Annotated in this window: 20 protein-coding genes; 15 read left to right on the top strand and 5 right to left on the bottom strand. The window is 63.9% G+C overall.

Annotated elements, in window-relative coordinates:
- Nucleotides 1–9 precede the first annotated feature (9 nt).
- Nucleotides 10–1,206, top strand: coding sequence for a succinyldiaminopimelate transaminase (gene dapC / locus CAY82_RS11960; RefSeq protein ID WP_087501392.1), 1,197 nt, complete (start codon nucleotides 10–12; stop codon nucleotides 1,204–1,206).
- Nucleotides 1,207–1,357: 151 nt separating this feature from the next.
- On the opposite strand, the gene CAY82_RS11955 is transcribed toward dapC, so the two are convergent.
- A complete protein-coding gene (locus CAY82_RS11955) occupies nucleotides 1,358–3,004 on the bottom strand; it encodes a Na+/H+ antiporter (RefSeq protein WP_087501391.1) in 1,647 nt (548 codons plus the stop codon).
- A gap of 562 nt (nucleotides 3,005–3,566) precedes the next feature.
- On the opposite strand from CAY82_RS11955, the gene CAY82_RS11950 reads away from it, so the two are divergent.
- From CAY82_RS11950 to CAY82_RS11935, 4 genes are all read left to right on the top strand, one after another.
- Nucleotides 3,567–3,914: an ArsC family reductase gene (locus CAY82_RS11950; protein ID WP_170931069.1), complete on the top strand. Its 348-nt coding sequence runs from the start codon at nucleotides 3,567–3,569 to the stop codon at nucleotides 3,912–3,914.
- 31 nt (nucleotides 3,915–3,945) lie between these two features.
- On the top strand, nucleotides 3,946–4,980 hold the full coding sequence (dapD, locus tag CAY82_RS11945) for a 2,3,4,5-tetrahydropyridine-2,6-dicarboxylate N-succinyltransferase (protein WP_063911503.1): 1,035 nt from the start codon (nucleotides 3,946–3,948) through the stop codon (nucleotides 4,978–4,980).
- 120 nt (nucleotides 4,981–5,100) lie between these two features.
- Nucleotides 5,101–6,306 carry a cysteine desulfurase gene (locus tag CAY82_RS11940; RefSeq protein WP_087501389.1) on the top strand — a complete coding sequence of 402 codons (1,206 nt, stop codon included), beginning with the start codon at nucleotides 5,101–5,103 and terminating at the stop codon, nucleotides 6,304–6,306.
- Nucleotides 6,303–6,713 (top strand): SufE family protein, encoded by a 411-nt coding sequence (locus CAY82_RS11935; RefSeq protein WP_087501388.1) that lies wholly within the window; start codon nucleotides 6,303–6,305, stop codon nucleotides 6,711–6,713. The genes CAY82_RS11940 and CAY82_RS11935 overlap by 4 nt, the downstream gene beginning before the upstream one ends.
- A gap of 110 nt (nucleotides 6,714–6,823) precedes the next feature.
- On the opposite strand, the gene tcdA is transcribed toward CAY82_RS11935, so the two are convergent.
- Nucleotides 6,824–7,633 (bottom strand): tRNA cyclic N6-threonylcarbamoyladenosine(37) synthase TcdA, encoded by an 810-nt coding sequence (gene tcdA / locus CAY82_RS11930; RefSeq protein WP_170931064.1) that lies wholly within the window; start codon nucleotides 7,631–7,633, stop codon nucleotides 6,824–6,826.
- Nucleotides 7,634–7,752: 119 nt separating this feature from the next.
- On the opposite strand from tcdA, the gene CAY82_RS11925 reads away from it, so the two are divergent.
- From CAY82_RS11925 to CAY82_RS11910, 4 genes are all read left to right on the top strand, one after another.
- Nucleotides 7,753–10,344 (top strand): glycosyltransferase, encoded by a 2,592-nt coding sequence (locus tag CAY82_RS11925; protein WP_087501386.1) that lies wholly within the window; start codon nucleotides 7,753–7,755, stop codon nucleotides 10,342–10,344.
- 199 nt (nucleotides 10,345–10,543) lie between these two features.
- Nucleotides 10,544–11,695 carry a succinyl-diaminopimelate desuccinylase gene (gene dapE, locus CAY82_RS11920; protein ID WP_087501385.1) on the top strand — a complete coding sequence of 384 codons (1,152 nt, stop codon included), beginning with the start codon at nucleotides 10,544–10,546 and terminating at the stop codon, nucleotides 11,693–11,695.
- On the top strand, nucleotides 11,695–12,507 hold the full coding sequence (locus CAY82_RS11915; RefSeq protein ID WP_087501384.1) for a putative RNA methyltransferase: 813 nt from the start codon (nucleotides 11,695–11,697) through the stop codon (nucleotides 12,505–12,507). Before dapE ends, CAY82_RS11915 begins: the two co-directional genes overlap by 1 nt.
- Before the next feature lie 16 nt (nucleotides 12,508–12,523).
- Nucleotides 12,524–12,898 carry a hypothetical protein gene (locus tag CAY82_RS11910; RefSeq protein ID WP_087501383.1) on the top strand — a complete coding sequence of 125 codons (375 nt, stop codon included), beginning with the start codon at nucleotides 12,524–12,526 and terminating at the stop codon, nucleotides 12,896–12,898.
- 122 nt (nucleotides 12,899–13,020) lie between these two features.
- Here the strand turns inward: CAY82_RS11910 and CAY82_RS11905 are convergent, their stop codons facing one another.
- A complete protein-coding gene (locus CAY82_RS11905) occupies nucleotides 13,021–13,230 on the bottom strand; it encodes a cold-shock protein (RefSeq protein WP_003252255.1) in 210 nt (69 codons plus the stop codon).
- Nucleotides 13,231–13,462: 232 nt separating this feature from the next.
- Here CAY82_RS11905 and plsB point away from each other — a divergent pair, with 232 nt between their 5' ends.
- From plsB to CAY82_RS11880, 5 genes are all read left to right on the top strand, one after another.
- On the top strand, nucleotides 13,463–15,949 hold the full coding sequence (gene plsB, locus CAY82_RS11900) for a glycerol-3-phosphate 1-O-acyltransferase PlsB (protein WP_087501382.1): 2,487 nt from the start codon (nucleotides 13,463–13,465) through the stop codon (nucleotides 15,947–15,949).
- Between the two features lie 80 nt (nucleotides 15,950–16,029).
- Entirely contained in the window at nucleotides 16,030–16,398 is a 369-nt protein-coding gene (locus CAY82_RS11895) for a YbaY family lipoprotein (RefSeq protein ID WP_087501381.1), read from the top strand.
- 4 nt (nucleotides 16,399–16,402) lie between these two features.
- Nucleotides 16,403–17,116: a hypothetical protein gene (locus CAY82_RS11890; protein WP_087501380.1), complete on the top strand. Its 714-nt coding sequence runs from the start codon at nucleotides 16,403–16,405 to the stop codon at nucleotides 17,114–17,116.
- A gap of 70 nt (nucleotides 17,117–17,186) precedes the next feature.
- Complete coding sequence (locus tag CAY82_RS11885; protein ID WP_087501379.1) at nucleotides 17,187–17,585, top strand: YbaY family lipoprotein; 399 nt, start codon at nucleotides 17,187–17,189, stop codon at nucleotides 17,583–17,585.
- A 33-nt stretch (nucleotides 17,586–17,618) separates the two neighbouring features.
- Entirely contained in the window at nucleotides 17,619–18,308 is a 690-nt protein-coding gene (locus CAY82_RS11880) for a DUF4197 domain-containing protein (RefSeq protein WP_087501378.1), read from the top strand.
- Nucleotides 18,309–18,437: 129 nt separating this feature from the next.
- On the opposite strand, the gene CAY82_RS11875 is transcribed toward CAY82_RS11880, so the two are convergent.
- Nucleotides 18,438–21,503, bottom strand: coding sequence for an efflux RND transporter permease subunit (locus CAY82_RS11875; protein ID WP_087501377.1), 3,066 nt, complete (start codon nucleotides 21,501–21,503; stop codon nucleotides 18,438–18,440).
- A 6-nt stretch (nucleotides 21,504–21,509) separates the two neighbouring features.
- A complete protein-coding gene (locus CAY82_RS11870) occupies nucleotides 21,510–22,610 on the bottom strand; it encodes an efflux RND transporter periplasmic adaptor subunit (protein ID WP_087501376.1) in 1,101 nt (366 codons plus the stop codon).
- 711 nt (nucleotides 22,611–23,321) lie between these two features.
- Here CAY82_RS11870 and CAY82_RS11865 point away from each other — a divergent pair.
- Nucleotides 23,322–25,035, top strand: a 1,714-nt coding sequence (locus tag CAY82_RS11865; RefSeq protein WP_256576268.1) for a DUF5801 repeats-in-toxin domain-containing protein, incomplete at its 3' end; no start/stop codon positions are given.

The following is a 25,035-nucleotide window of genomic DNA, read 5'->3' as shown; positions in this document are numbered from 1 at the left end:
CTTGCGCCGATGAACCATGCCTTGACCCAGCTTCAGCCCTACCCGTTCGAAAAACTCCGCGCCCTGCTGGGCAGCGTGAAGCCTGCGGCGGACAAGCGCGCCATTGCCCTGTCGATCGGTGAGCCGAAGCATGAATCGCCGGCGTTCGTCGCCCAGGCCATGGCCGACAACCTCGACAAGCTGGCGGTGTACCCGAGCACCATCGGCCTGCCGGCCTTGCGCCAGGCCATTGCCCAGTGGTGCGAGCGGCGCTTTGGCGTACCGGCCGGCTGGCTGGACGCCGACCGCCACATCCTGCCGGTCAACGGCACCCGCGAAGCACTGTTCGCCTTCACCCAGGCCGTGGTCAACCGCGCCGATGACGGCCTGGTAGTCAGTCCCAACCCGTTCTACCAGATCTATGAAGGCGCAGCACTGCTGGCCGGTGCCACCCCGCACTACCTGCCATGCCTGGAAAGCAACGGCTTCAACCCCGACTTCGACGCCGTGCCGGCTGAAGTGTGGAAGCGTTGCCAGATCCTGTTCCTGTGCTCACCGGGCAACCCCACTGGCGCACTGGTGCCGATGGACACCCTGAAGAAGCTGATTGCCCTGGCCGACGAACACGACTTCGTGATTGCCGCCGATGAGTGCTACAGCGAGCTGTACTTCGACGAGGACGCCCCGCCACCAGGCCTGCTGACGGCCTGTGCGGAACTGGGCCGCAGCGACTTCAAGCGCTGCGTGGTATTCCACAGCCTGTCCAAGCGCTCCAACCTGCCGGGCCTGCGCTCGGGCTTCGTCGCCGGTGACGCCGAAATCATCAAGCCGTTCCTGCTGTACCGTACCTACCACGGCTGCGCCATGCCGGTACAAACCCAGCTGGCCAGCATTGCTGCCTGGCAGGACGAGGCGCATGTGCGCGAGAACCGCGACCAGTACCGCGCCAAGTACGATGCCGTGCTGGATATCCTGCAGCCGGTGCTGGACGTGCAGCGCCCGGATGGCAGCTTCTACTTGTGGGCCAAGGTACCCGGCGACGATGCCGAGTTTACCCGCGACCTGTTCGAGGCCCAGCATGTGACGGTGGTGCCGGGGTCGTACCTGTCGCGTGAGGTGGATGGCGTGAACCCGGGCGCCGGGCGTGTGCGCATGGCGCTGGTTGCGCCGCTGGCCGAGTGCATCGAGGCGGCGGAGCGGATTCGCGCATTCCTGCAGAACCACTGATTCGACAGGGGCCGTACAACTCTCGAATGTTGTGCAGTACCTGTAGGAGCGGGTTTACCCGCGAATCAGGCGACGCGGTGCATGGCACCGGCTGTGCCGGTGTTCGCGGGTAAACCCGCTCCTACAGGGGGCGCATAGCGGCCCCTGCGGTCTACCTGACTGACCCTAGGTTTGCCTCACTCATATCCAGCTCACCCAGCACCTGCCGCACCACTTCATCCCCCACCAGATGCTGGCGATGCAGTTCATACAGCTCCAGCCGCTGCGCCCGCAGCGCACGCAGGCGCAGTCGTCGCTCCAGCAGGTCCATCTGTTCGGCCAGGGCCTTGGCCTCGGCGCTGTCGTTGTAGCTGTCCAGCTCATCCCGGTACTCAGCCATCAAACGCGCCTTCAACTCGGTTGCCAAGGTCGCCTGTGCGGCATCCTGTGGCGCATTGCTGTCGATCACTTCCTCTGCCTCCAGTGCATGGATCGCCGCCTCGGCCGTGCGCCGCCAGGCCTCCTGCACTTCCTGGTGCAAACGCTCGTCCGGGCTCTTGGTCACCCCGCGCAGCAACAGCGGCAGCGCGATACAGGCACTGATCAACGACAGCAGGATCACCCCAGCCGCAATGAAGATCAGCAGGTCACGCTCCGGGAAGGCCTTGCCTGCTCCGATCAGCAACGGGATCGACATCACACCGGCCAGAGTGACTGCACCGCGCACACCCCCCAAGGTCAGCAGCCAGCAAGAGCGCGCCGTGGGCATCAGCACCAGCGCCGGCTTGCCGCGCCAGCGGCGCACTACACCGATCGAACGCCAGATGCTCTGCACCCATATGAACCGCAGCAGGATCAACGCCACGAAGATCGCCACCACATCCAGGCAACGGTATGCCAGGGTCGGCCAAACGGTGGTTTCGTGGCTGACCACCGCCTTGATGATGTCCGGCAACTGCAGGCCCAGCAGCAGAAAGATCAGGCCGTTGAAAGCGAACTCCAGCAGCGACCAAACGCTACGGTTGAGCAGGCGGGTGCTGGTCTGCCGTGGCAGCAGGTCGAGCCAGCTCTGCATCATGCCGGCAGCTACCGCCGAGAGGATGCCCGACACACCCAGGCGCTCGGCCAGCACGTAGGCGGCGAACGGCAGCAGCAACATGAACACCACATGGGTCGCCGGGTCGTCCCAGCCACGGGCGATCATCCACGCGCGCAGGCGGCCGATCAACCAGCTCAGGGCCACACCCACCGCCAGGCCGCCCAGGGCGACCAGCACGAAGCTGAAGCTTGCATCGGTCAGCGAGAATACCCCGGTGATCGCCGCCGCCAGGGCGAACTTGAAGGTCACCAGGCCCGAGGCATCGTTCATCAGGGCCTCGCCCTGGAGCATGTGCATCAGCGGGGTGGGCAGGCGGTCCTGGGTAATGGCCGAAACCGCCACGGCGTCGGTCGGCGACAACACTGCGGCCAGGGCGAAGGCCACTGGCAGCGGGATGCTCGGCAGCAGCCATTGAATGAAGTAACCGGCTCCGACCACGGTAAACAGCACCAGACCCACGGCCAGCGCTACCACCGGCCCACGAATGCGCCACAACTCGCGCTTCGGAATGCGCCAGCCGTCGGCGAACAGCAACGGCGGCAGGAACAGGAACAGGAACAACTCGGGGTCCAGGGCCACATGCAGGCCCAGTGTCGGCCATGCGAGCAAGGCGCCGGCGGCGATCTGCACCAACGGCAAGGGCAGCGGAATCATGCGGCCGACCAGCTTCGACACGCTGACCAACGTCAGCAGGATGAGGACGGTGTAGGCGGACTGCATCCGGGAAAGCTTCCTTTGTGAACCAGAAACGACAACAAGGCGAAACATCGCCATTGAAACAATATGTTAGCGGCGATGGGCGATTCGAGGCCGCTGCACGATAGTCGCAGGTGGCGGATGAATATGTAACATGATGATACTTCGGTTTGTCGGTGGCGCAGGTTCGCCCCCTTATCGCCCAGCAGATGCATGCCTTGAGTCTTGCTGTGCCTGTGAGATCGAGCGCCGCCCGCGCGGCGCTTCGCAGCACAAGGCTGCTCCTACCGTTTGTTTCGGGCCAGTCATTCCTGTGAGCGCGGCACGCGGCCCCCTGGCGTACGCCTCGATATCGTGTCGAGCAAACTAGGCGGTCGCGTGCGTTGGTACAGGCGTTACTGGCCCGAAACAGATGTAGGAGCAGCCTTGTGCTGCGAAGCGCCGCGCGGGCGGCGCTCGGTCTCCGACACACTGCAAGATCCAGGACATGCACACCCGTGGCGCTCACAGGATCGTTCCCGCATAATCCCGCGACTGAAATCGGAAAACGGAGAGATTGGGGCAGCCTGTGATCCCAATGCACACAATGACCTACACGCTCTACGGCATCAAAGCCTGTGACACCATGAAAAAGGCACGTACCTGGCTCGAAGACCAGGCCATTGCCTACGAATTCCACGACTACAAGACCCAAGGCATCGACCGTGACAGCCTGAACCGCTGGTGCGACGAACACGGCTGGGAAGTCATCCTCAACCGTGCCGGCACCACCTTCCGCAAGCTGGACGACGCCAGCAAGGCCGGCCTCGACCAGGCCAAGGCTGTCGAACTGATGCTGGCCCAGCCGTCGATGATCAAGCGCCCGGTGCTCGACCTTGGCGCGCGTACCCTGGTCGGCTTCAAGCCTGACCTGTACGCCGCTGCCCTGGCCTGAGCCCCTACCCTATTTCGCACGAGGTAATCACATGTCCAATACCCTGTTCAGCCTGGCCTTCGGTGTCGGCTCCCAGAACCGCCAGGGCGCCTGGCTGGAAGTGTTCTACGCACAACCGCTGCTCAACCCGAGCGCCGAACTGGTCGCCGCGGTAGCCCCTGTTCTCGGTTACCAAGGTGGTAACCAGGCCATCGCCTTCAGCAACGCCCAGGCCGCGCAACTGGCCGAAGCCGTGAAGGGTGTGGATGCCGCCCAGGCCGCCCTGCTGACCCGCCTGGCTGAAAGCCACAAGCCGCTGGTCGCCACCCTGCTGGCCGAAGACGCCGCGCTGACCTCGACCCCAGAGGCCTACCTCAAGCTGCACCTGCTGTCGCACCGCCTGGTCAAGCCGCACGGCCTGAGCCTGGCCGGCATCTTCCCGCTGCTGCCGAACGTGGCCTGGACTAACCAGGGCGCGGTCGACCTGGCCGAACTGGCCGAACTGCAACTGGAAGCGCGCCTGAAGGGCGAGCTGCTGGAAGTGTTCTCGGTGGACAAGTTCCCGAAAATGACCGACTACGTGGTACCGGCCGGCGTGCGTATCGCCGACACCGCCCGTGTGCGCCTGGGCGCCTACATCGGCGAAGGCACCACCATCATGCACGAAGGCTTCGTCAACTTTAACGCTGGCACCGAAGGCCCGGGCATGATCGAAGGCCGCGTTTCCGCCGGCGTATTCGTCGGCAAGGGCTCGGACCTGGGCGGCGGCTGCTCGACCATGGGTACCCTGTCCGGTGGCGGCAATATCGTCATCAAGGTTGGCGAAGGCTGCCTGATCGGCGCCAACGCCGGTATCGGCATTCCACTGGGCGACCGCAACACCGTCGAAGCCGGCCTGTACATCACCGCCGGTACCAAGGTGAACCTGCTGGACGAGAACAACCAACTGGTCAAAGTGGTCAAGGCCCGCGACCTGGCCGGCCAGACCGACCTGCTGTTCCGCCGCAACTCGCTGAACGGCGCGGTGGAGTGCAAGACCCACAAGTCGGCCATCGAGCTGAACGAGGCGCTGCACGCGCATAACTGAGAATCCGTCACCCCCTGTAGACGCGAGCTTGCTCGCGAACAGCGGATTCTCAGCGTTTGAAATGTTAAGATCGGGTCTGGCACCACGCCAGACCCGATTTTCATTCCAGGCCCCGCGACCATGTTCCAGCCCTCCCCCTGGCGTGCCGATTTTCCCGCCATCGCCGCCCTGCAACGGCAGCACCAGACCTACCTGGACAGCGCCGCCACTACCCAGAAGCCGCAAGCCCTGCTCGATGCACTGAGCCATTACTACAGCCATGGCGCGGCCAACGTGCACCGTGCCCAGCACTTGCCCGGCGCACTGGCGACCCAGGCCTTCGAAACCAGCCGCGACAAGGTTGCGGCCTGGCTCAATGCGGCAGACTCAGGCCAGATCATTTTCACCCACGGCGCCACCTCGGCGCTGAACCTGCTGGCTTATGGCTTGGAACACCGCTTCGAGGCCGGTGACGAAATTGCCGTCAGCGCCCTGGAACACCATGCCAACCTGCTGCCCTGGCAACAGCTGGCGCGCCGGCGCAACCTGCGCCTGGTGGTGCTGCCACTGGATGCCCATGGTCGTATTGACCTGGACCAGGCGCTGCAACTGATCGGCCCACGCACCCGCGTGCTGGCGGTGAGCCAGCTGTCCAACGTGCTGGGCACCTGGCAGCCGCTGCCGGCGCTGCTGGCCCATGCCCGTGCGCAAGGCGCGCTGACCGTGGTCGACGGTGCCCAGGGGGTGGTGCATGGTCGCCATGATGTGCAGCAGCTTGGCTGTGACTTCTATGTGTTCTCCAGCCACAAACTGTACGGCCCGGAGGGCGTTGGCGTGCTGTACGGGCGCACCCAGGCGCTGGGGCTGCTGCACCACTGGCAGTTCGGCGGCGAGATGGTGCAAGTGGCCGAGTACCACAGCGCCGGCTTCCGCCCGGCACCGCTGGGGTTCGAGGCAGGTACGCCGCCGATCGCCGGGGTGATCGGCCTGGGTGCAACCCTGGACTACCTGGCCAGCCTCGATGCTCAGGCGCTCGAAACCCATGAAGCCAGCCTGCACCAGCACCTGCTGCGTGGCCTGGCGGACCGCGATGGCGTGCGCATCCTCGGCACGCCACAAGCGGCCCTTGCCAGTTTCGTCATCGAAGGTGTGCACAACGCCGACATCGCCCACCTGCTGACCGAGCAAGGCATTGCCGTACGTGCCGGGCACCACTGTGCCATGCCGCTGCTGAAGGGCCTGGGCCTGGAGGGCGCGATCCGCGTGTCCTTGGGGCTGTATAACGACAGCGATGACTTGCAGCGTTTCTTCGAGGCGCTGGATCAAGGCCTGGAGCTGTTGCGATGACCCTGCCGGATCAGGCGCGCCAGGCGCTGGAAGCTTTTGAGCAGGGCAAGGGCTGGGAACAGCGAGCGCGGCTGCTGATGCAGTGGGGCGACCGGCTTGAGCCGCTGGCTGACAGCGAGAAGACCGAGGCCAACCGGGTACATGGCTGCGAAAGCCTGGTTTGGCTTGTGGCCGAGCAGGTTGAGGGGTTGTGGCGGTTCAAGGCGAGTAGCGATGCCCGCTTGTTGCGTGGGCTGTTGGCGTTGTTGCTGGTGCGGGTGCAAGGGTTGGCCAATGAGGAACTGGCCGGGCTTGATCTGCGTGAGTGGTTCACTCAGCTGGGGCTGGAGCGCCAGCTGTCGCCGTCACGCAGCAATGGGCTGCATGCGGTGTTGCAGCGGATGGCGGAGCTGGCGTCTCCCCACTAAATGGTGCTGGCTTCTTCGCGGGTAAACCCGCTCCCACAGGATCCTCACCTTTCCTGGGAGAGATGTACTACCTGTGGGAGCGGGTTTACCCGCGAAGAAGCCCACGCGGTCTACTCAGGCTTGACCCGCTCCGAAGGCCGCCGCGCCCCAGCCACCAGTTTTTCCACCGCCTTGCTCGCCGCCACCATGCCAAAGGTCGCGGTCACCATCATCACCGCGCCAAAGCCACCCGAGCAGTCCAGGCGCACGCCCTCGCCCACGAAGCTTTTCTGCAGGCAAACGCTGCCATCGCCCTTGGGGTAGCGCAGCTGTTCGCTGGAGAACACGCAGGGCACGCCATAGTTGCGGCTGACATTGCGTGAGAAGTTGTAGTCGCGGCGCAGGGTGGAACGCACCCGCGAGGCCAGCGGGTCGTTGAAGGTCTTGTTCAGGTCGGCGATCTGGATCTGTGTCGGGTCGATCTGCCCACCGGCGCCACCAGTAGTGACGATGGTGATCTTGCGCCGCCGGCACCAGGCGATCAACGCCGCCTTGGCCATGACGCTGTCGATGCAGTCGATCACGCAGTCGAGGTTCTCGGTAATGTACTCAACCATGGTGTCACGGGTGACGAAGTCGGCCACCGCATGCACCGTGCACGCCGGGTTGATCGCCCGCAGGCGCTCGGCCATGACCTCGACCTTGGGCCGCCCCACCTGCCCGTCCAGGGCGTGGGCCTGGCGATTGGTGTTGCTGACGCACACATCGTCGAGGTCGAACAGGGTGATCTCGCCCACGCCACTGCGGGCCAGCGCTTCCGCCGCCCACGAGCCTACCCCGCCAATACCGACCACGGCCACATGGGCCTGGCCCAGACGGTGCAGCCCCTGGTCGCCATACAGCCGGGCAACGCCGGCGAAGCGTGGATCTTCTGTGCTCATGTTCATACCCCAAAAAACCGGCGCGCATTATATGCCAGCGGGCCCATGGCCTGCATCGTTAGGAAAGACACTACCAACCCTGCTTTAATGTCCTATCACTTCGACACATATGGACGACAATGTCTTCACGTAAATTCGGCCTGAACCTGGTCGTGGTCCTGGCCATCGCCGCGTTGTTCACCGGGTTCTGGGCACTGATCAACCGCCCGGTTTCCGCCCCCGCCTGGCCAGAGCAGATCTCTGGCTTCTCGTATTCACCATTCCGCCTGGGCGAAAGCCCGCAGAAGGGCCAGTACCCCAATGACGACGAGATGCGTCAGGACCTGGAACAGTTGAGCAAACTGACCGACAGCATCCGGATCTACACCGTGGAGGGCACCCAGGCGGATATTCCGCGCCTGGCCGAGGAATTCGGCCTGCGGGTAACACTGGGGATCTGGATCAGCCCTGACCTGGAGCGCAACGAGCGTGAAATCGCCACGGCCATCCAGCTGGCCAACACTTCGCGCAGCGTGGTGCGGGTAGTAGTCGGCAACGAGGCGCTGTTCCGTGAGGAAATCACCCCGGAGAACCTGATCAAGTACCTGGACCGGGTACGCGCAGCCGTCAAGGTGCCGGTGACCACCAGCGAGCAATGGCACATCTGGAAGGAAAACCCGCAACTGGCCAAGCACGTCGACCTGATTGCCGCGCACATCCTGCCGTACTGGGAGTTTGTGCCGATGAAGGACTCGGTCAAGTTCGTGCTCGACCGTGCCCGCGAGCTGAAGCACCAGTTCCCGCGTAAGCCCCTGCTGCTGTCGGAAGTCGGCTGGCCGAGCAACGGCCGCATGCGCGGCGGCGCCGATGCCACCCAGGCTGACCAGGCCATCTATCTGCGCACCCTGGTCAACACCCTCAACCGCCGTGGCTACAACTACTTCGTCATCGAAGCCTACGACCAGCCGTGGAAGGCCAGCGACGAAGGCTCGGTGGGCGCCTACTGGGGCGTGTACAACGCCGAGCGCCAGCAAAAATTCAACTTCGACGGCCCGGTGGTGGCGATCCCGCAATGGCGTGCCCTGGCGGTTGCCTCTGTGGTGCTGGCGTTGATTGCGCTGATGGTGCTGTTCATCGACGGTTCGGCCCTACGCCAGCGCGGCCGCACCTTCCTGACCTTCATCACCTTCCTGTGCGGGTCGGTGCTGGTATGGATCGCCTACGACTACAGCCAGCAATACAGCACCTGGTTCAGCCTGACCGTGGGCGTGCTGCTGGCCCTCGGCGCGCTGGGCGTGTTCATCGTGCTGCTGACCGAGGCCCACGAGCTGGCCGAGGCGGTATGGATACACAAGCGCCGGCGCGAGTTCCTGCCGGTGCAGGCCGACAGTGCCTATCGGCCCAAGGTATCGGTGCATGTGCCGTGCTACAACGAGCCGCCGGAGATGGTGAAACAGACCCTCGATGCCCTGGCCGCACTGGACTACCCCGACTACGAAGTGCTGGTGATCGACAACAACACCAAGGACCCGGCCGTATGGGAGCCGCTCAAGGCCCATTGCGAGAAGCTCGGCGAGCGCTTCAGGTTCTTCCACGTCGCGCCCCTGGCCGGCTTCAAGGGCGGCGCGCTGAACTACCTGATCCCGCACACCGCCAAGGACGCCGAAGTGATCGCGGTGATCGACTCGGACTACTGCGTCGATCGCAACTGGCTCAAGCACATGGTGCCGCACTTCGCCGACCCGAAAATTGCCGTGGTGCAGTCGCCGCAAGACTATCGCGACCAGCACGAGAGCGCCTTCAAGAAGCTGTGCTACAGCGAGTACAAGGGCTTCTTCCATATCGGCATGGTCACCCGCAACGACCGTGACGCGATCATCCAGCACGGCACCATGACCATGACCCGGCGCAGCGTGCTGGAAGAGCTTGGCTGGGCCGAGTGGTGCATCTGCGAGGATGCCGAACTGGGCCTGCGGGTGTTCGAGAAAGGCCTGTCGGCCGCCTATGCCCACAACAGCTACGGCAAGGGCCTGATGCCTGACACCTTCATCGACTTCAAGAAGCAACGTTTCCGCTGGGCCTACGGCGCCATCCAGATCATCAAGCACCATGCCAGTGCCCTGCTGCGCGGCAAGGGCAGCGAACTGACCCGCGGCCAGCGCTACCACTTCCTGGCCGGCTGGCTACCATGGATCGCCGATGGCATGAACATCTTCTTCACCGTTGGCGCGCTGCTGTGGTCGGCGGCCATGATCATCGTGCCGCACCGGGTCGATCCGCCCTTGATGATCTTCGCCATTCCACCGCTGGCGCTGTTCTTCTTCAAGGTCGGCAAGATCATCTTCCTCTACCGCCGTGCGGTGGGGGTGAACCTGAAGGATGCCTTTGCTGCGGCACTGGCGGGGCTGGCACTGTCGCATACCATCGCCAAGGCGGTGCTGTACGGGTTCTTCACCAGCAGCATGCCGTTCTTCCGCACACCGAAGAACGCCGACAGCCACGGGCTGCTGGTGGCGATTTCCGAGGCGCGAGAAGAGTTGTTCATCATGTTGCTGCTGTGGGGCGCGGCGCTGGGTATCTACCTGGTACAGGGGCTGCCGAGTTCGGACATGCGCTTCTGGGTGGCGATGTTACTGGTGCAGTCGTTGCCTTATGTGGCGGCGCTGGTGATGGCGTTCCTGTCGTCGCTGCCCAAGCCCGTAGAAAAGGCTGCCGAACCGCAACAGGCTTGAGATCCTGGGGGCGCTTTGCGCCCCTTTCGCGACACAAGGCCGCTCCCACAGGTATTGCACACGCCTGATGGGCTGTGGTGATCCTGTGGGAGCGGCCTTGTGTCGCGAAAGGGCCGCAAAGCGGCCCCAATGGCCCATCGGTTTGATATAAGATAACGCCCCTCAGATTTCCCCGCCTTGCCTTGCCCCGGAGTCCCCCATGACGGCCCCAGCCGAGCTTTCGCCCACCCTTCAACTGGCCTGCGACCTGATCCGCCGCCCCTCGGTCACCCCCGTCGATGCCGACTGCCAGGCTCAGATGATGAACCGCCTGGGCGCCGTGGGCTTCCAGCTGGAACCGATGCGCATCGAAGACGTCGACAATTTCTGGGCCACCCACGGCACTCAGGACGGCCCGGTGCTGTGCTTCGCCGGCCACACCGACGTGGTACCCACCGGCCCGGTGCAGCAATGGCAGCATGAGCCGTTCGAAGCGCTGATCGACGCCGACGGCATGCTCTGCGGCCGTGGCGCCGCCGACATGAAAGGCAGCCTGGCCTCCATGGTGATTGCCAGCGAGCGCTTCGTGCAGGACTACCCGGACCACCGCGGCAAGGTCGCGTTCCTGATCACCAGCGACGAGGAAGGCCCGGCCCACCATGGTACCAAGGCCGTGGTCGAGCGCCTGAAAGCACGCAACGAGCGCCTGGACTGGTGCATCGTCGGCGAACCCTCCAGCACCACCCTGCTGGGTGATGTGGTCAAGAACGGCCGCCGTGGCTCGCTTGGCGCCAAGCTGACCGTGCGCGGCAAGCAGGGCCATGTGGCCTACCCGCACCTGGCGCGTAACCCGATCCACCTGGCCGCGCCGGCGCTGGCGGAACTGGCGGCCGAGCACTGGGACGAAGGCAATGCATTCTTCCCGCCGACCAGCTTCCAGATCTCCAACCTCAATTCCGGCACCGGCGCCACCAACGTGGTCCCGGGCGAGCTGACCGCACTGTTCAATTTCCGCTTCTCCACCGAGTCGACTGTCGAAGGCCTGCAGGAGCGGGTGTCGGCAATCCTCGACAAGCATGAACTGGACTGGTCAATCGACTGGGCGCTGTCGGGCCTGCCGTTCCTCACCGAACCGGGCGAATTGCTGAACGCAGTCTCGGCAAGCATCAAGGACGTCACCGGCCGCGACACCCAGCCGTCCACCAGCGGCGGTACCTCCGATGGCCGCTTCATCGCCACCATGGGTACCCAGGTGGTCGAGCTCGGCCCGGTCAACGCCACCATCCACCAAGTGGATGAGCGGATCCTGGCCAGCGACCTCGACCTGCTGACCGAAATCTACTACCAGACCCTGGTCCGGTTGCTCGCCTGATGCTCGCCTGCCCTCTTTGCCAGGCGCCACTGAGCCGGCTCGACAACGGTGTGGTGTGCCCGGCCGGTCACCGCTTCGACCGCGCCCGCCAGGGTTACCTGAACCTGCTGCCGGTACAGCACAAGAACAGCCGCGACCCGGGTGACAACCAGGCCATGGTCGAGGCCCGCCGCGATTTCCTCGATGCCGGCCACTACGCGCCGGTGGCGCGCCGCCTGGCCGAGCTGGCCGCCGAGCGCCAGCCCGGTGCCTGGCTGGACATCGGCTGTGGCGAGGGTTACTACACTGCGCAGATCGCCCAGGCTCTGCCGGCCGCCGACGGCTTTGCCCTGGACATTTCCCGCGAGGCAGTCAAGCGCGCCTGCCGCCGCGCGCCCGAGGTCACCTGGATGGTCGCCAGCATGGCCCGGGTGCCGCTGGCCGACGCCAGCTGCCAGTTCATCGCCAGCGTGTTCAGCCCGCTGGACTGGGCCGAGGCCAAACGCCTGCTCAGCCCCGGCGGCGGCCTGATGCGGGTCGGCCCCACCAGCGGCCACCTGATGAAACTGCGCGAAGTGCTCTACGATGAAGTACGCCCTTACGCCGATGACAAGCACCTGGCGTTGGTACCCGAAGGCATGGCCCATGCCCACAGCGAAACCCTCGAGTTTCGCCTGAGCCTGGTCGCGCCCAAGGCCCGCGCCGACCTGCTGGCCATGACCCCGCACGGCTGGCGCGCCAGTGCCGAAAAGCGTGCCCGGGTAATCGACCAGCCCGAGCCGTTCGAGGTCACGGTTTCCATGCGTTATGACTATTTCCTGCGCCAAGATTGAGCACACCGGAGCCCTTATGCGCCAACCTGATATCGAGATCTACCTGAAGGACGCCGACGTCGACCACAAGCAGATTGCCGAATGGCTTACCCAGGCGATCGGCCCGTGCAGCGAATGGCAGCAGAAAGGCCAGACCTTCAAATGCCAGGCCGGTAACATTCCGGTCACCTGGTTACCCAAAGCTGTAGGAAAATGGAACAGCCTTTACCTGGAAAGCGACCAGACCCCCTGGGCCGATGACGTTGCCTGCGCCCGCGCCGCTTTCGCCGCACTGGGTGTGGAAGTGCGCTGCGCGCCGGGTGGCTGGGTGGAAGAAGACGGGGAAGAAGATGCCGATCGCTGGATCCGCATCAGCGCCGACGGTGAAGAGGAAATCACCTGGCGCACCTGAATGCACTGCATTCTTTGTGGGAGCCCGGCTTGCCGGCGATGCAGGCAACACGGTGCCTGGCACCGGCTTCGCCGGTGATCGCCGGCAAGCCAGCTCCCACAACAAGCCTTACCGCATGAGGCTCAGAGGCCCACTACGTCCTCGGCTTGCAGGCCTTTCTGGCCCTGCACGCAGGCGTATTCCACCCGCTGCCCTTCGACCAGGGTACGATGCCCCTCACCGCGAATCGCCCGATAGTGAACGAACACATCCGCACCACCTTCGCGCTGAATGAAGCCGTAACCCTTGGCATCGTTGAACCACTTTACATTCCCAGTCTCACGAGACGACATCTGAACTACTCCGGATTTTTATTGTGAAAATCGCCTTGTAGACACGAAGCCTCCGCCACGTGCCGACGCCGCTTGCGCAAATATCCTGCAAGTGGCAGGCCGAGTATATGACACAGAACAAAAAAATTTGATGACCGTCGCCCCTTTCGGCGATTTTTGCTGAACTTGCGCGGATACGGCAGACTAATTGGCCGGATACACACCTGAATATCACACCCAGGGCACACACCCCATGACCCGTTCCCCCCTGCGCCGCCTGATCTTCGGCGCCCTGCGTCGCCTGTTGTACCTGTGGGTGCGCTCCGAGACCATCAACCAGTCCTCCCTCACCCTCAAACTCGACCGCAGCCGCCCGGTGTTCTATGCCCTGCCCTCGCCCGCGCTCACCGACCTGGCCGTGCTCGACCATGAATGCACCAAGGCGGGCCTGCCGCGCCCGGTACTGCCGGTGGCGGTTGGCCCGCAGCAGGAACCAGCGGCATTCTTCTACCTGACCCCGGACCCGGACTGGCTCGGCCGCCATGACAAGCGCGGCGCCCCGCCCACCCTGGAACGCCTGGTCGCCGCCGTCAGCCAGCATGCCGAAGAGGATGCGCAGATCATTCCGGTCAGTGTGTTCTGGGGCCAGACCCCGGCCAGCGAATCCAGCCCGTGGAAGTTGCTGTTCGCCGACAGCTGGGCGGTTACCGGGCGCCTGCGCCGGCTGCTGACCGTGCTGATCCTCGGGCGCAAGACCCGGGTGCAGTTCTCCGCCCCCATCCACCTGCGCGAACTGGTACAGCACAACAAGGGCCACGAGCGCACCGTGCGCATGGCCCAGCGCCTGCTGCGCGTGCATTTTCGCAACCTCAAGACCGCCGTTATCGGCCCGGACATCTCGCACCGTCGCAACCTGGTCAAGGGCCTGATCCACGCGCCCCAGGTGCGCCAGGCCATCGTCGATGAAGCGCAGCGCGAAAACCTGCCGCTGGCCAAGGCCGAAGCCCAGGCTCTGCGCTATGGCAACGAGATCGCCTCGGACTACACCTACACCGCCATCCGCTTCCTCGAAGTGGTGCTGAGCTGGTTCTGGAACAAGATCTACGACGGCATCAAGGTCAACCACATCGAACAGGTGCAGGGCATTGCCCCTGGCCACGAAGTGATCTACGTACCGTGCCACCGCAGCCACATCGACTACCTGTTGCTGTCGTACCTGCTGTTCCGCAACGGTCTGACCCCGCCGCACGTGGCGGCAGGCATCAACCTCAACATGCCGCTGGTGGGTAACCTGCTGCGCCGTGGCGGTGCCTTCTTCATGCGCCGCACATTCAAGGGCAACCCGCTGTACACCGCAGTATTCAATGAATACCTGCACACCTTGTACACCAAGGGTTTCCCGGTCGAATACTTCGTCGAAGGCGGTCGCTCGCGCACCGGGCGCATGCTGCAACCGCGCACCGGGATGCTGGCCATTACCCTGCGCAGCTTCCTGCGTTCGTCGCGCACGCCAATCGTGTTCGTGCCGGTGTACATCGGCTACGAGCGTGTGCTCGAAGGCCGCACCTACCTGGGCGAGCTGCGCGGTGCCAGCAAGAAGAAAGAGTCGATCTTCGATATCTTCAAGGTATTCGGCGCGCTCAAGCAGCGCTTTGGCCAGGTGTACGTGAACTTCGGCGAGCCGATCCGCCTGGCCGGCTTCCTCGACCAGCAACAGCCCGGCTGGCGTGAACAGGACCATGGCCCGCAGTACCGCCCGACCTGGCTCAACGCCACCACCACCCGCCTGGGCGAAACCGTGGCCCGCCACCTCAACGAAGCGGCCGCGATCAACCCGGTCAACCTGGTGGCCCTGGCGCTGCTGTCCACCAGCCGCCTGGCCCTGGACGAGCGCGCCCTGACCCGCGTACTTGACCTGTACCTGGCCTTGCTGCGCCAGGTGCCCTACTCACCGCACACCACACTTCCCGACGGCGACGGCCAGGCGCTGATCGAACACGTGCGCGGCATGAACCTGGTGGCCGAGCAGAAGGACGCCCTGGGCCGCATCCTGTACCTGGACGAAGGCAACGCGGTACTGATGACTTATTACCGCAACAACGTGCTGCATATCTTCGCCCTGCCGGCGCTGCTGGGCAGTTTCTTCCTCAGCAGCTCGCGCATGAGCCGCGAACTGCTGGGCCAGTATGTGCACGCGCTGTACCCCTACCTGCAGGCCGAACTGTTCCTGCGCTGGACGCCGGAGCAACTGGATGCGGTGATCGACCAGTGGCTGGCCGCGCTGGTCGAGCACGGGCTGCTGCGTCAGGACAACGACACTTACATTCGCCCGGCGCCCAGCTCACGGCAGTTCGTGTTGCTGACCTTGCTCGCCCGCACCATCACCCAGACCCTGCAGCGTTTCTACATGGCTACCTCGCTGTTGCTGAACAGTGGGCAGAACAGCCTCAGCGCCGAAGAACTGGAAGACCTGTGCGTGATGATGGCCCAGCGCCTGTCGATCCTGCACGGCCTGAACGCCCCGGAGTTCTTCGACAAGACCCTGTTCCGCCACTTCATCCAGACCCTGGTCGAGCAAGGCGTGCTGCATGCAGACGCGCAGGGCAAGCTGGGTTATCACGACAAGCTGGGCGAGCTGGCTGAAGGCGTGGCCAAGCGAGTGCTGTCGGCCGAGCTGCGCCTGTCGATCCGCCAAGTGGCATTGCACCGTGACGAACCGCCGGAGGAAGTGCAAGGGTAAGTTTTCAACCTGCTGTCGGCCCTTGAGAGGGGCGAGGATCAATGTTCTGCAACAACATATCCCTCTCAAGGAGCACCAACATGACACAAATGAAGTCATTCAACGTTGAAATCGTTTCCTCTGGCAAGAGCACGCTTCCGCCATCCGGGCAGGTCAAATTGAGCCTGCTCGATGTTTCGCTCCAGGATGCGCCAGCCATAAGCCTTGCCGAATTACGCCTACGCTGTGGCGGCCTGCTGCCAATCAACCTGCAGCTTACTTTCGACAGCAGCCTGATCGCTCCGGACCATGTATATGCCCTTGCCGTGCGTATCGAAAAAGACGGTCAACTCCACTTCGTGAACACCAGCCGTCATCCGATAGAGCCGGCCACTATCTCGGGTACGCAACAGGTAACTGTCGACAGCGTCGTTGCGCCCCAATCGACCCTGGCTCCGCGTAGGGGGTGACTGCATGCTAGCTACCCTGGAAATCGCCGGTAACATCACTGCCCCGTACATTCCTGACCTGCCCGAAGGGTCGCCACGCCTCACCGTTAGTGTGACAGGCCTGGCCGGGGGCACCGAACAGCTGTTGGCCACCTGCAGTGCCCAGGCCAGTGGATCGCCGATGCCATTTCGCCTGCATCTGGACCGGGCGAGCATGACTGGAATGGTGGATATCACTCTCGACGCACGGTGTACGGCGGGCACCGGCAAAGATGCCGTTCTGGCGCGCATGACACAGAGCCTGACAACCGCCGACGCAGCAAGGGGCATACCCTTGCAACTGAGCCTGGAGCCCGTGGGCATCGCCGCCTCGACGGGGGAAAAACATCCCATCCAGCCGGTTGTCATGGAGTTGAGCGGGTATGTGAGCGTTCCACCCGAGCTGTGCCAGGAAACGGCCTATCTGGATGCCACGTTGCTGGTCGTTCAGGACGACGGTCGAAGCAATCGTTACGCCAGCAATCTCGCCGAACACTCCCTATACCTGAAAGGTAATGGCGCACCGTTCTCATTGTTCGTAGACACGGCTACCGTCCCGGATGGCCTACCAGCCAAGCTGCATCTAGGCCTGTATGACAAAGAGCGCAGGAAGATATTCGCTGGCAATGTCGTCAGGGACCTGGACCTTTCCAATCCACCCGATCTGTCTGCGATCGTCCTGCGCAAGCCACGCCGCTGATTCATCGAGCAAAATCCGCTAAAGTCCCTGGGGTTGGCCACAAGTCAGCTCCAAGGACACCGGAGACCCCATGAAAAAGCTCTTTATGCTGTGTTGCGCATCCTTGCTCGCAGCCTGCTCCAGCCAAACCCCATCCACCCAGGCCAGCCTGGACGGTGAAGTCTTCTACCTGCAGCGTATTGCCCTGCCTCCTGCCGCTACCTTGAGCGTGGAACTGCAGGATGTTTCGCTGATGGATGCCCCTGCCGTGACCCTGGCCCGCCAGGCCGGCCCGGTCAAAGGCAATGTACCGCTGCCATTCCACCTCACCTACGATCCGGCCCAGGTCAAGCCCGGCCACCGCTATGCGGTAAGCGCGCGCATCGAGCTGGACGGCAAGCTGCTGTTCATCAACACCGAACACCACGGCGTCATGCTCGACGGCAGTGACCCACAGCCCGTGCGGATCAAGGTCGACCCGGTCCGCTGATCCCCGTATTCATCTGATTACAAGGAAAGCTTCATGATCCGCACCTCCCTGCGCTTCACCACTCTGTGTGCCGGCCTGCTGCTGTCGGCCAGTACCCTGGCCCTGTCGCTGGGCGACCTGACCCAGAAAGACGCCACCGGTGGCCTGAAGGATGCCCTGACCCAGGGCGCACAAGTGGCCGTCAAGCAACTGAGCACCCCGGGCGGCTTCAGCAACAACCCTGAAGTGCGCATCGAACTGCCAGGCAACCTGGGCAAGGCCGCCAAGGCGATGAAGATGTTCGGCAAGGGTGAACAGGTCGAAGCCCTGGAAACCAGCATGAACAAGGCCGCCGAGGCTGCCGTACCGCAGGCCCAGGCCATTCTCGTGGATGCCGTGAAGAACATGAGCGTGACCGATGCCAAGGGCATCCTCAGCGGCGGTGACGACTCGGCCACCCAGTACCTGAACAAGAGCAGCCGCGAACAGATCCGCGCCAGGTTCCTGCCGATCGTCAAGCAGGCTACCGACAAGGTTGGCCTGGCTCAGCAGTACAACAACTTTGCCGGGCAGGCCGTGGCGTTGGGTGTGGTCGATGCCAAGAGCGCCAGCATCGAGAACTACGTGACCGAAAAGGCACTGGATGGCCTGTTCGAGATGATTGCCAAACAGGAACAGAGCATTCGCCAAAACCCGGCTGAAGCGGCTACCAGCCTGGCCAAGAAGGTCTTCGGCGCCCTCTGAGGGCCCCCTGGGGGCTGCTTTGCAGCCCATCGCGACACAAGGCCGCTCCTACATTGATCGGCGAATGCAGGACCTTTGTGGGAGCGGCCTTGTGTCGCGATAGGAGGGCAAAGCCCTCCCCTGCGGTCTTCAGCCCTTCTTCACCCTGAACCAAGCCGCATACAACGCCGGCAAGAACAGCAGGGTCAGCACCGTGGCCACGATCAAACCACCCATGATCGCCACCGCCATCGGCCCGTAGAACACACTGCGCGACAACGGAATCATCGCCAGCACCGCCGCCAGTGCGGTCAGCACGATCGGACGGAAGCGCCGCACCGTGGCTTCGATAATCGCCTGCCAGCGCTCCATCCCCGCCGCGATGTCCTGCTCGATCTGGTCCACCAGAATTACCGAGTTGCGCATGATCATCCCCGCCAGGGCAATGGTGCCGAGCATGGCGACAAAGCCAAAAGGCTGGCGGAACACCAGCAGGAACAGGGTCACGCCAATCAACCCCAGCGGCGCGGTGAGGAACACCATCACCGTGCGCGAGAAGCTGCGCAGCTGGATCATCAGCAAACTCAGCACCACCACCACAAACAGTGGCATGCCGGCATTCACCGACTTCTGCCCACGCTCGGAGTCCTCAACCGTACCGCCCACTTCCAGCAGGTAGCCATCCGGCAGCCTGGCGCGTATCTCCCGCAGGGTCGGCTCGATCTGTTTCACCAGCGTCGCCGGTTGCTCCTTGTCATAGATATCGGCGCGCACGGTCACCGTCGGCAAGCGGTTACGGTGCCAGATAATACCTTCCTCGAAGCCATACTCCAGGGTCGCCACTTGCGACAGCGCCACGCTCTGGCCGTTGTCGGTCGGCAGTGCCAGGCTGCCGAGGTTGCCCAGCTCGCTGCGTTCCTGCCGGGTGCCGCGCAGCAGGATCTCGATCAACTCGTTGTCCTCGCGGTACTGGCTGACCGTGGTGCCGGTCAGCGAGCTTTGCAGGAAGCTCGACAGGTGCGCGGTGCTCACGCCCAGGGCGCGGGCTCGGTCCTGGTCGATCTCGAGGAATACCGCCTTGCTCGGCTCCTCCCAATCCAGGTGCACGTTCACCACATGCGGGTTCTGGCGCACCTTGTCGGCCACTTCACGGGCCAAAGCACGGGCCTTCTCGATGTGCTCGCCAGTTACCCGGAACTGCACCGGGTAACCCACCGGCGGGCCGTTCTCCAGGCGAGTGACCCGGGCACGCAGGTCGGGGAACTGCTGGTCCACGGTGCTGATCAGCCAGCTACGCAGGCGCTCGCGATCCTCCATTGACTTGGCCAGCACCACGAACTGGGCGAAGCTGGCTGCCGGCAGTTGTTGGTCCAGCGGCAGGTAGAAACGCGGCGAACCGGTGCCCACGTAGGCCACGTAGTTGTCGATGCCGTCCTGCTGCTTGAGCAGCGCCTCCAACTGCTTGACCCGCTCGGCGGTATTGGCCAGCGAGGCGCCTTCGGCCAGCTTCAGGTCGACCATCAGCTCCGGGCGCCCAGAGGCCGGGAAGAACTGCTGGGGCACGAAGCGGAACAGCAAGATGCTGCCGACAAAAGCAGCAATGGTCAGCAGGATCACCGTCTTGCGCCGCCGCACGCACCACTCCACCACACGCCGCACACGCTGGTAGAACGGTGTGGCATAAGGGTCTGGCGCGTGACCGTCCTTGCCATGCCGCGCGGCATGCAGCTTGGCCAGGTCTGGCAGCAGGCGCTCGCCCAGGTAAGGCACGAATACCACGGCGGCGACCCAGGAGGTCAGCAAGGCGATGGTCACCACCTGGAAAATCGAACGGGTGTATTCGCCCGTACTGGAGGCCGCCGTGGCAATGGGCAGGAAGCCCGCCGCCGTGATCAGGGTGCCGGTGAGCATCGGGAACGCGGTGCTGCTCCAGGCGTAGCTGGCCGCCTTGAGGCGGTCGTAACCCTGCTCCATCTTTATCGCCATCATCTCCACGGCAATGATCGCATCATCCACCAGCAAGCCCAGGGCCAGCACCAGCGCGCCAAGGGAAATCTTGTGCAGGCCGATGCCGAAGTAGTGCATGGCGGCGAAGGTCATGGCCAGCACCAGCGGGATGGCCAGCGCCACCACCAACCCCGTGCGCAGGCCCAACGAGAAGAAACTCACCAGCAGCACGATGACCAGCGCCTCGACCAGCACCTGAACGAACTCGCCCACGCCGGCCTTGACCGCCGCCGGCTGGTCCGAGACCTTGCGCAACTCCATGCCGGCAGGCAGGCTGCGTGCCAGGCGTTCGAATTCGCTTTCCAATGCCTTGCCCAGTACCAGGATGTCGCCGCCGTCCTTCATCGACACCGCCAGGCCGATGGCATCCTCACCCATGAAACGCATGCGCGGCGCGGGTGGGTCGTTGAAACCGCGGTGCACCTCGGCTACATCACCGATACGGAAGGTACGGTCACCAATGCGAATGGGGAACTGGCGAATCTGCTCGACGCTGTCGAAGCGCCCGCTCACCCGCAACTGCAGGCGCTCGCTGGGCGTTTCGAAGAAGCCGGCGGTGCTGACGGCATTCTGTTCCTGCAGGGCCTGCTGCACGGCCTCCAGCGGCACGCCGAGAGTGGCCAGCTTGAGGTTGGACAGCTCGATCCAGATTTTCTCGTCCTGCAGGCCGATCAGCTCGACCTTGCCCACGTCCTTGACCCGCTGCAGCTGGATCTGGATACGGTCGGCATAGTCCTTGAGCACCGCGTAGTCGAAGCCCTCACCGGTCAGTGCATAGATATTGCCGAAGGTGGTACCGAACTCGTCATTGAAGAACGGGCCCTGGATTTCCGGCGGCAAGGTATGGCGGATGTCCGCGACCTTCTTGCGGATCTGGTACCACAGCTCGGGGATGTCCTTGGAATGCAGCGAGTCGCGGGCCATGAAGGTGACCTGCGATTCCCCCGGGCGGGAGAACGAGACGATCCGCTCGTACTCGCCGGTTTCCATCAGCTTCTTCTCGATGCGTTCGGTGACCTGGCGCGACACTTCCTCGGCGGTGGCACCAGGCCACAGGGTACGGATGACCATGGCCTTGAAGGTGAACGGTGGGTCCTCGCTCTGGCCGAGCTTGGTGTAGGACATGGCGCCAATGGCCGCCAGCAGGATCATCAGGAACAGGACAATCTGGCGATTGCGCAGCGCCCAGGCAGAAAGGTTGAAACCCATCGGAACTTACTCCTTGGCCGTCAGGTTCACTACGCGGTTGGTACGGTCCACGGGGCGTACTTTCTGGCCCTCGCGCAGTACATGGCCGCCAGCGGCGACCACCCAGTCGCCGGGGGCAAGGCCCTCGAGCACCGGTACGCTGTCGGCGCCATAGGCCCCCAGGCGCACTACTGCCCGCTCCAGGCGGCTGTCCTTGTTCACCCGCCAGACATAGGCCTGGCCGTTTTCCGCAGTGACAGCCGACAAGGGCACCGCCAGCGGGATCAGCCCTTCGTGGGCAATGAACACCCGGGCGCTCTGGCCGAGCTCTGCCGGCGTGGCGGCCGAGGTAAAGGCGATGCGGGCAGCGAAGGTGCGCGAACGCGGGTCGGCGGCCGGTGACAGCTCGCGGATGCGCCCCTGGAAGCGCTCTTGCGGGTGCGACCACAGTTCCACGCTTACCGGTTGCCCGACGGCGAAACGTGCGAATTGCTGCTCCGGCAGGCCGATGGCCACTTCCCGCTCGCCATCAGCAGCGAGCGTGAACACGGTCTGCCCGGCAGCGACCACCTGGCCCACTTCAACTTGACGCTTGGCGATCACCCCGGCCTGCGGCGCACGCAGCACGGCATACTCGGCCTGGTTGCCAGCCACGTCGAACTCGGCCTTGGCCTGCTTCAAGCGGGCAAGGCCTGCACGGTAGAGGTTTTCGGCGTTGTCGTACTGGGAGTGGCTGACCATTTGCCGCTCCAGCAGCTTCTGATAGCGATCGCGCTCGGCACGCACCAGCGACAGGTTGGCCTCGGCGGCTGCCAGCTGGGCGCGGTTGGCTTCCAGTTGCAGGCGCACGTCCTGCGGGTCCAGCTCGGCCAGCGGCTGCTCAGCCTTGACCCGCTGCCCCTCTTCGACCAGGCGTTTGCTGACCTTGCCGCCAATGCGGAAGGCCAGCTCCGGCTCGAAGCGCGCACGCACTTCACCGGGGTAACTGTCGGCAGCGGCTTCGGCCGGCTGCGGCTGCACCACCAGCGCCGGGCGTGGCGCGGCAGGTGGGGCGGCTTCCTGGCCGCACGCCGCCAGGAACAGCACGGCAGCGGCGGGCAGAGCGATGGACAAGGCATGGCGCAACATGATGAATCCTTTCGCGGAGGGCACATTCAATATTTGTACTGAAGAGTATATTAAGTCAGGTAGCGGATGCCGGGAAGTGGTTGCAGCCGAATACGGCAGGCATGTGTTGAATGGCATGCAACCGTGCATTCGACCTCCCGGCACCAACGCCAGGTAGTCCGATACTCCCAGCCCGCCTAGGAGTATCAGCCGATGCGCAGTCCATGGCGCTTCGCCATAGTGAAAGCCTGTAACAGAGGTCTGCAGTCCGGCCTCGACACTGGCAGAGCTTGGGAGAGAGCCATGACTATTCGCAAAAAGAACGCTTCGCCAACGGACAAACACAGCAGCCCCACCAGCGACGACCTGCCCCCCATCTCCTCACCAACCGTGAGCACCGACCTGAGCGACTATAGCCCTGGCAGCACTGCCACCATCACGGCCAACGGCTTCTCGGCTGGCAGCACGGTCGCATTCGAGGTGGACCATGCCACGGACGCCGGCGCGGATAACCTGTGGGGCACCCCCGACGATGTGCTCGCCACCGACTCCGGCGAGGGGCACACACCCTGGTACGTGACCGACGGCGGCGCTGGTGATCTCGACGGCCAAGTCAACGGCAGCATCACCACCTCGTGGTACGTCAACCCTGACGACTCGGCGGGAGCCACCTTCCTGCTCAGCGCGACCGCCGCAGGTGCCGACCAAGTGTACGGCAGCGCTGACGACGTGATGGCCACGGCATCGTTCACAGACAGCGCGCCGCTCATCACTGCGACCGGTGTGAGCGTGACGCTGGACGAAACGGCCGGGTTGCAGAACGGCACAGCCACACCAAGCCCGGCCTCGGATGCCGACGACAACGACATCCTGGTGGCGACCCTGCCCTCCGCCTTCTCGACCCGTTTGACCGCACTGGGTGCCGGTACCCCGGCAGGTGCCGCCTTGAGCGGCTATACCGGGGCCGTGGGCAACACCGGGAGCGATGCATTCACCATCACCCCGGCACCGGGAGGCAACATCACCGACATCAGCTTCACCGACAGCCTTGGCGCGCCCCTCAATGGCCTGGACAGCGGGCTGGATACCCTCGATGGCGTCGACATCCTGCTCTACACCGATACCAACAACAACATCGTGCTGGGCCGGGCTGGCGGGCCAACAGGTGCGATCATCTTCGCAGGCTATATCGAAGAAACCGGATCGCCCGTCAGTGGCGGCAAGATCTGGACGGTGGAATACCAACCACTGAAGCATCCGGACACAAGCAACGCCGACGACGCGCTCAATCTGCTGAACAAGGTGTTCATCGGAACCAGTCAGGACCTGGTATTCAGCCTGGCCAACGCGCCCTCCGGCCAGAACCTGTTCCTGATGTTCACGACAGCGAACCCGACCGTGGTCAATGATGGCGGCATCCTGCGCATCACCGACCCGACGATCATCGCCACAGGGAAGGACCCGGCCGACCAGTCGAGCGGCGCCAATATCACTACGGGCGATACGATAAATACCAGCCAGGCGGGCGGCCCGACCACCTTCGGCACCAACAACCAGATGATCGTGGAACAGGAAGGTATCCGTTTTACCTTCGTCACCGGCGCCCGGCAGAATGTGACCATTCCCAACCTGGACCAGAACGAAGCAGATATAGAAGCTAACGTCGACTTCACCGCCGTCTTCAATGCAAAGTCGGCCACGTTCGATGTGGTGCAGTTGCAAAGCGGCAAGAGCGCCGTGGTCAGGATCAGCGCCTTCAGCACCGCCGCTGAACCTGGAGTGAATTTCGTCAATGGCTACACCAACGATGCGTCGGTGGCGATCACCAATGTTCGCGTCATCAATATTGCCACCGGGCAAGTGATCGAGAACTCGGACGGGTCGGTGAATGACCCGAGCATCGTCATCAGCTTCGCTTCCGGCGTCGCCACCCTCACCGGCATCAAAGCCGGCCAGAAGATCGAGTACACCACCACGCTGGATCACAACCGCGTACTCGTCGAGAATGGGGCCGCCGTCGACGCCAAAGGCAATGAACATGCCGACTTCGATATCGGTGGCTTCATGCTTCGCCAGGTCTCTACCGCAACCGCCGAAATCGGTTCCAGGATGACCTTCGAAGATGATGGCCCCAGTATCAGCACCACCGGCACGGAACCGGTCCTCACCGTCGATGAAACGGACCTGACGACCAACGCCACCCAAAGCTTCGCCGCCAACTTCACCTCGGCCTTCGGCGCCGATGGCGCCGGTACGCTCACCTACGCCCTGGGCGTGGTGGCGGGTGCCTCCGGCCTGGTCGACACGGCCACTGGCGAAGCAGTCAACCTGTCGCTCAACGGCACCGTGGTGGAAGGCCGCACGGCCACTACCAACCTCCTGGTATTCACCGTCAGCGTCGCCAGCAACGGTTCCGTTACCCTCGACCAGCTCCGCGCCATCGTGC

This window comes from Pseudomonas sp. SID14000, from assembly GCF_002165135.1.
Classification (GTDB): Bacteria; Pseudomonadota; Gammaproteobacteria; order Pseudomonadales; family Pseudomonadaceae; genus Aquipseudomonas.
The sequence above is the reverse complement of the archived record's forward strand: the minus strand, read 5'-3'. Positions and strand labels throughout refer to the sequence as shown.

What these genes read in the sequence shown, in the direction of transcription:
- dapD (WP_063911503.1), top strand. Translation starts at nt 3,946, where the DNA reads ATGTCCAATACCCTGTTCAGCCTGGCCTTCGGTGTCGGCTCCCAGAAC.
- CAY82_RS11885 (WP_087501379.1), top strand. Translation starts at nt 17,187, where the DNA reads ATGAAAAAGCTCTTTATGCTGTGTTGCGCATCCTTGCTCGCAGCCTGC.
- tcdA (WP_170931064.1), bottom strand. Translation starts at nt 7,633, where the DNA reads ATGAGCACAGAAGATCCACGCTTCGCCGGCGTTGCCCGGCTGTATGGC.
- CAY82_RS11950 (WP_170931069.1), top strand. Translation starts at nt 3,567, where the DNA reads ATGACCTACACGCTCTACGGCATCAAAGCCTGTGACACCATGAAAAAG.
- CAY82_RS11875 (WP_087501377.1), bottom strand. Translation starts at nt 21,503, where the DNA reads ATGGGTTTCAACCTTTCTGCCTGGGCGCTGCGCAATCGCCAGATTGTC.
- CAY82_RS11925 (WP_087501386.1), top strand. Translation starts at nt 7,753, where the DNA reads ATGTCTTCACGTAAATTCGGCCTGAACCTGGTCGTGGTCCTGGCCATC.
- dapC (WP_087501392.1), top strand. Translation starts at nt 10, where the DNA reads ATGAACCATGCCTTGACCCAGCTTCAGCCCTACCCGTTCGAAAAACTC.
- CAY82_RS11870 (WP_087501376.1), bottom strand. Translation starts at nt 22,610, where the DNA reads ATGTTGCGCCATGCCTTGTCCATCGCTCTGCCCGCCGCTGCCGTGCTG.
- CAY82_RS11905 (WP_003252255.1), bottom strand. Translation starts at nt 13,230, where the DNA reads ATGTCGTCTCGTGAGACTGGGAATGTAAAGTGGTTCAACGATGCCAAG.
- CAY82_RS11890 (WP_087501380.1), top strand. Translation starts at nt 16,403, where the DNA reads ATGCTAGCTACCCTGGAAATCGCCGGTAACATCACTGCCCCGTACATT.
- dapE (WP_087501385.1), top strand. Translation starts at nt 10,544, where the DNA reads ATGACGGCCCCAGCCGAGCTTTCGCCCACCCTTCAACTGGCCTGCGAC.
- CAY82_RS11935 (WP_087501388.1), top strand. Translation starts at nt 6,303, where the DNA reads ATGACCCTGCCGGATCAGGCGCGCCAGGCGCTGGAAGCTTTTGAGCAG.
- CAY82_RS11915 (WP_087501384.1), top strand. Translation starts at nt 11,695, where the DNA reads ATGCTCGCCTGCCCTCTTTGCCAGGCGCCACTGAGCCGGCTCGACAAC.
- CAY82_RS11910 (WP_087501383.1), top strand. Translation starts at nt 12,524, where the DNA reads ATGCGCCAACCTGATATCGAGATCTACCTGAAGGACGCCGACGTCGAC.
- CAY82_RS11940 (WP_087501389.1), top strand. Translation starts at nt 5,101, where the DNA reads ATGTTCCAGCCCTCCCCCTGGCGTGCCGATTTTCCCGCCATCGCCGCC.
- CAY82_RS11955 (WP_087501391.1), bottom strand. Translation starts at nt 3,004, where the DNA reads ATGCAGTCCGCCTACACCGTCCTCATCCTGCTGACGTTGGTCAGCGTG.
- CAY82_RS11895 (WP_087501381.1), top strand. Translation starts at nt 16,030, where the DNA reads ATGACACAAATGAAGTCATTCAACGTTGAAATCGTTTCCTCTGGCAAG.
- CAY82_RS11880 (WP_087501378.1), top strand. Translation starts at nt 17,619, where the DNA reads ATGATCCGCACCTCCCTGCGCTTCACCACTCTGTGTGCCGGCCTGCTG.
- plsB (WP_087501382.1), top strand. Translation starts at nt 13,463, where the DNA reads ATGACCCGTTCCCCCCTGCGCCGCCTGATCTTCGGCGCCCTGCGTCGC.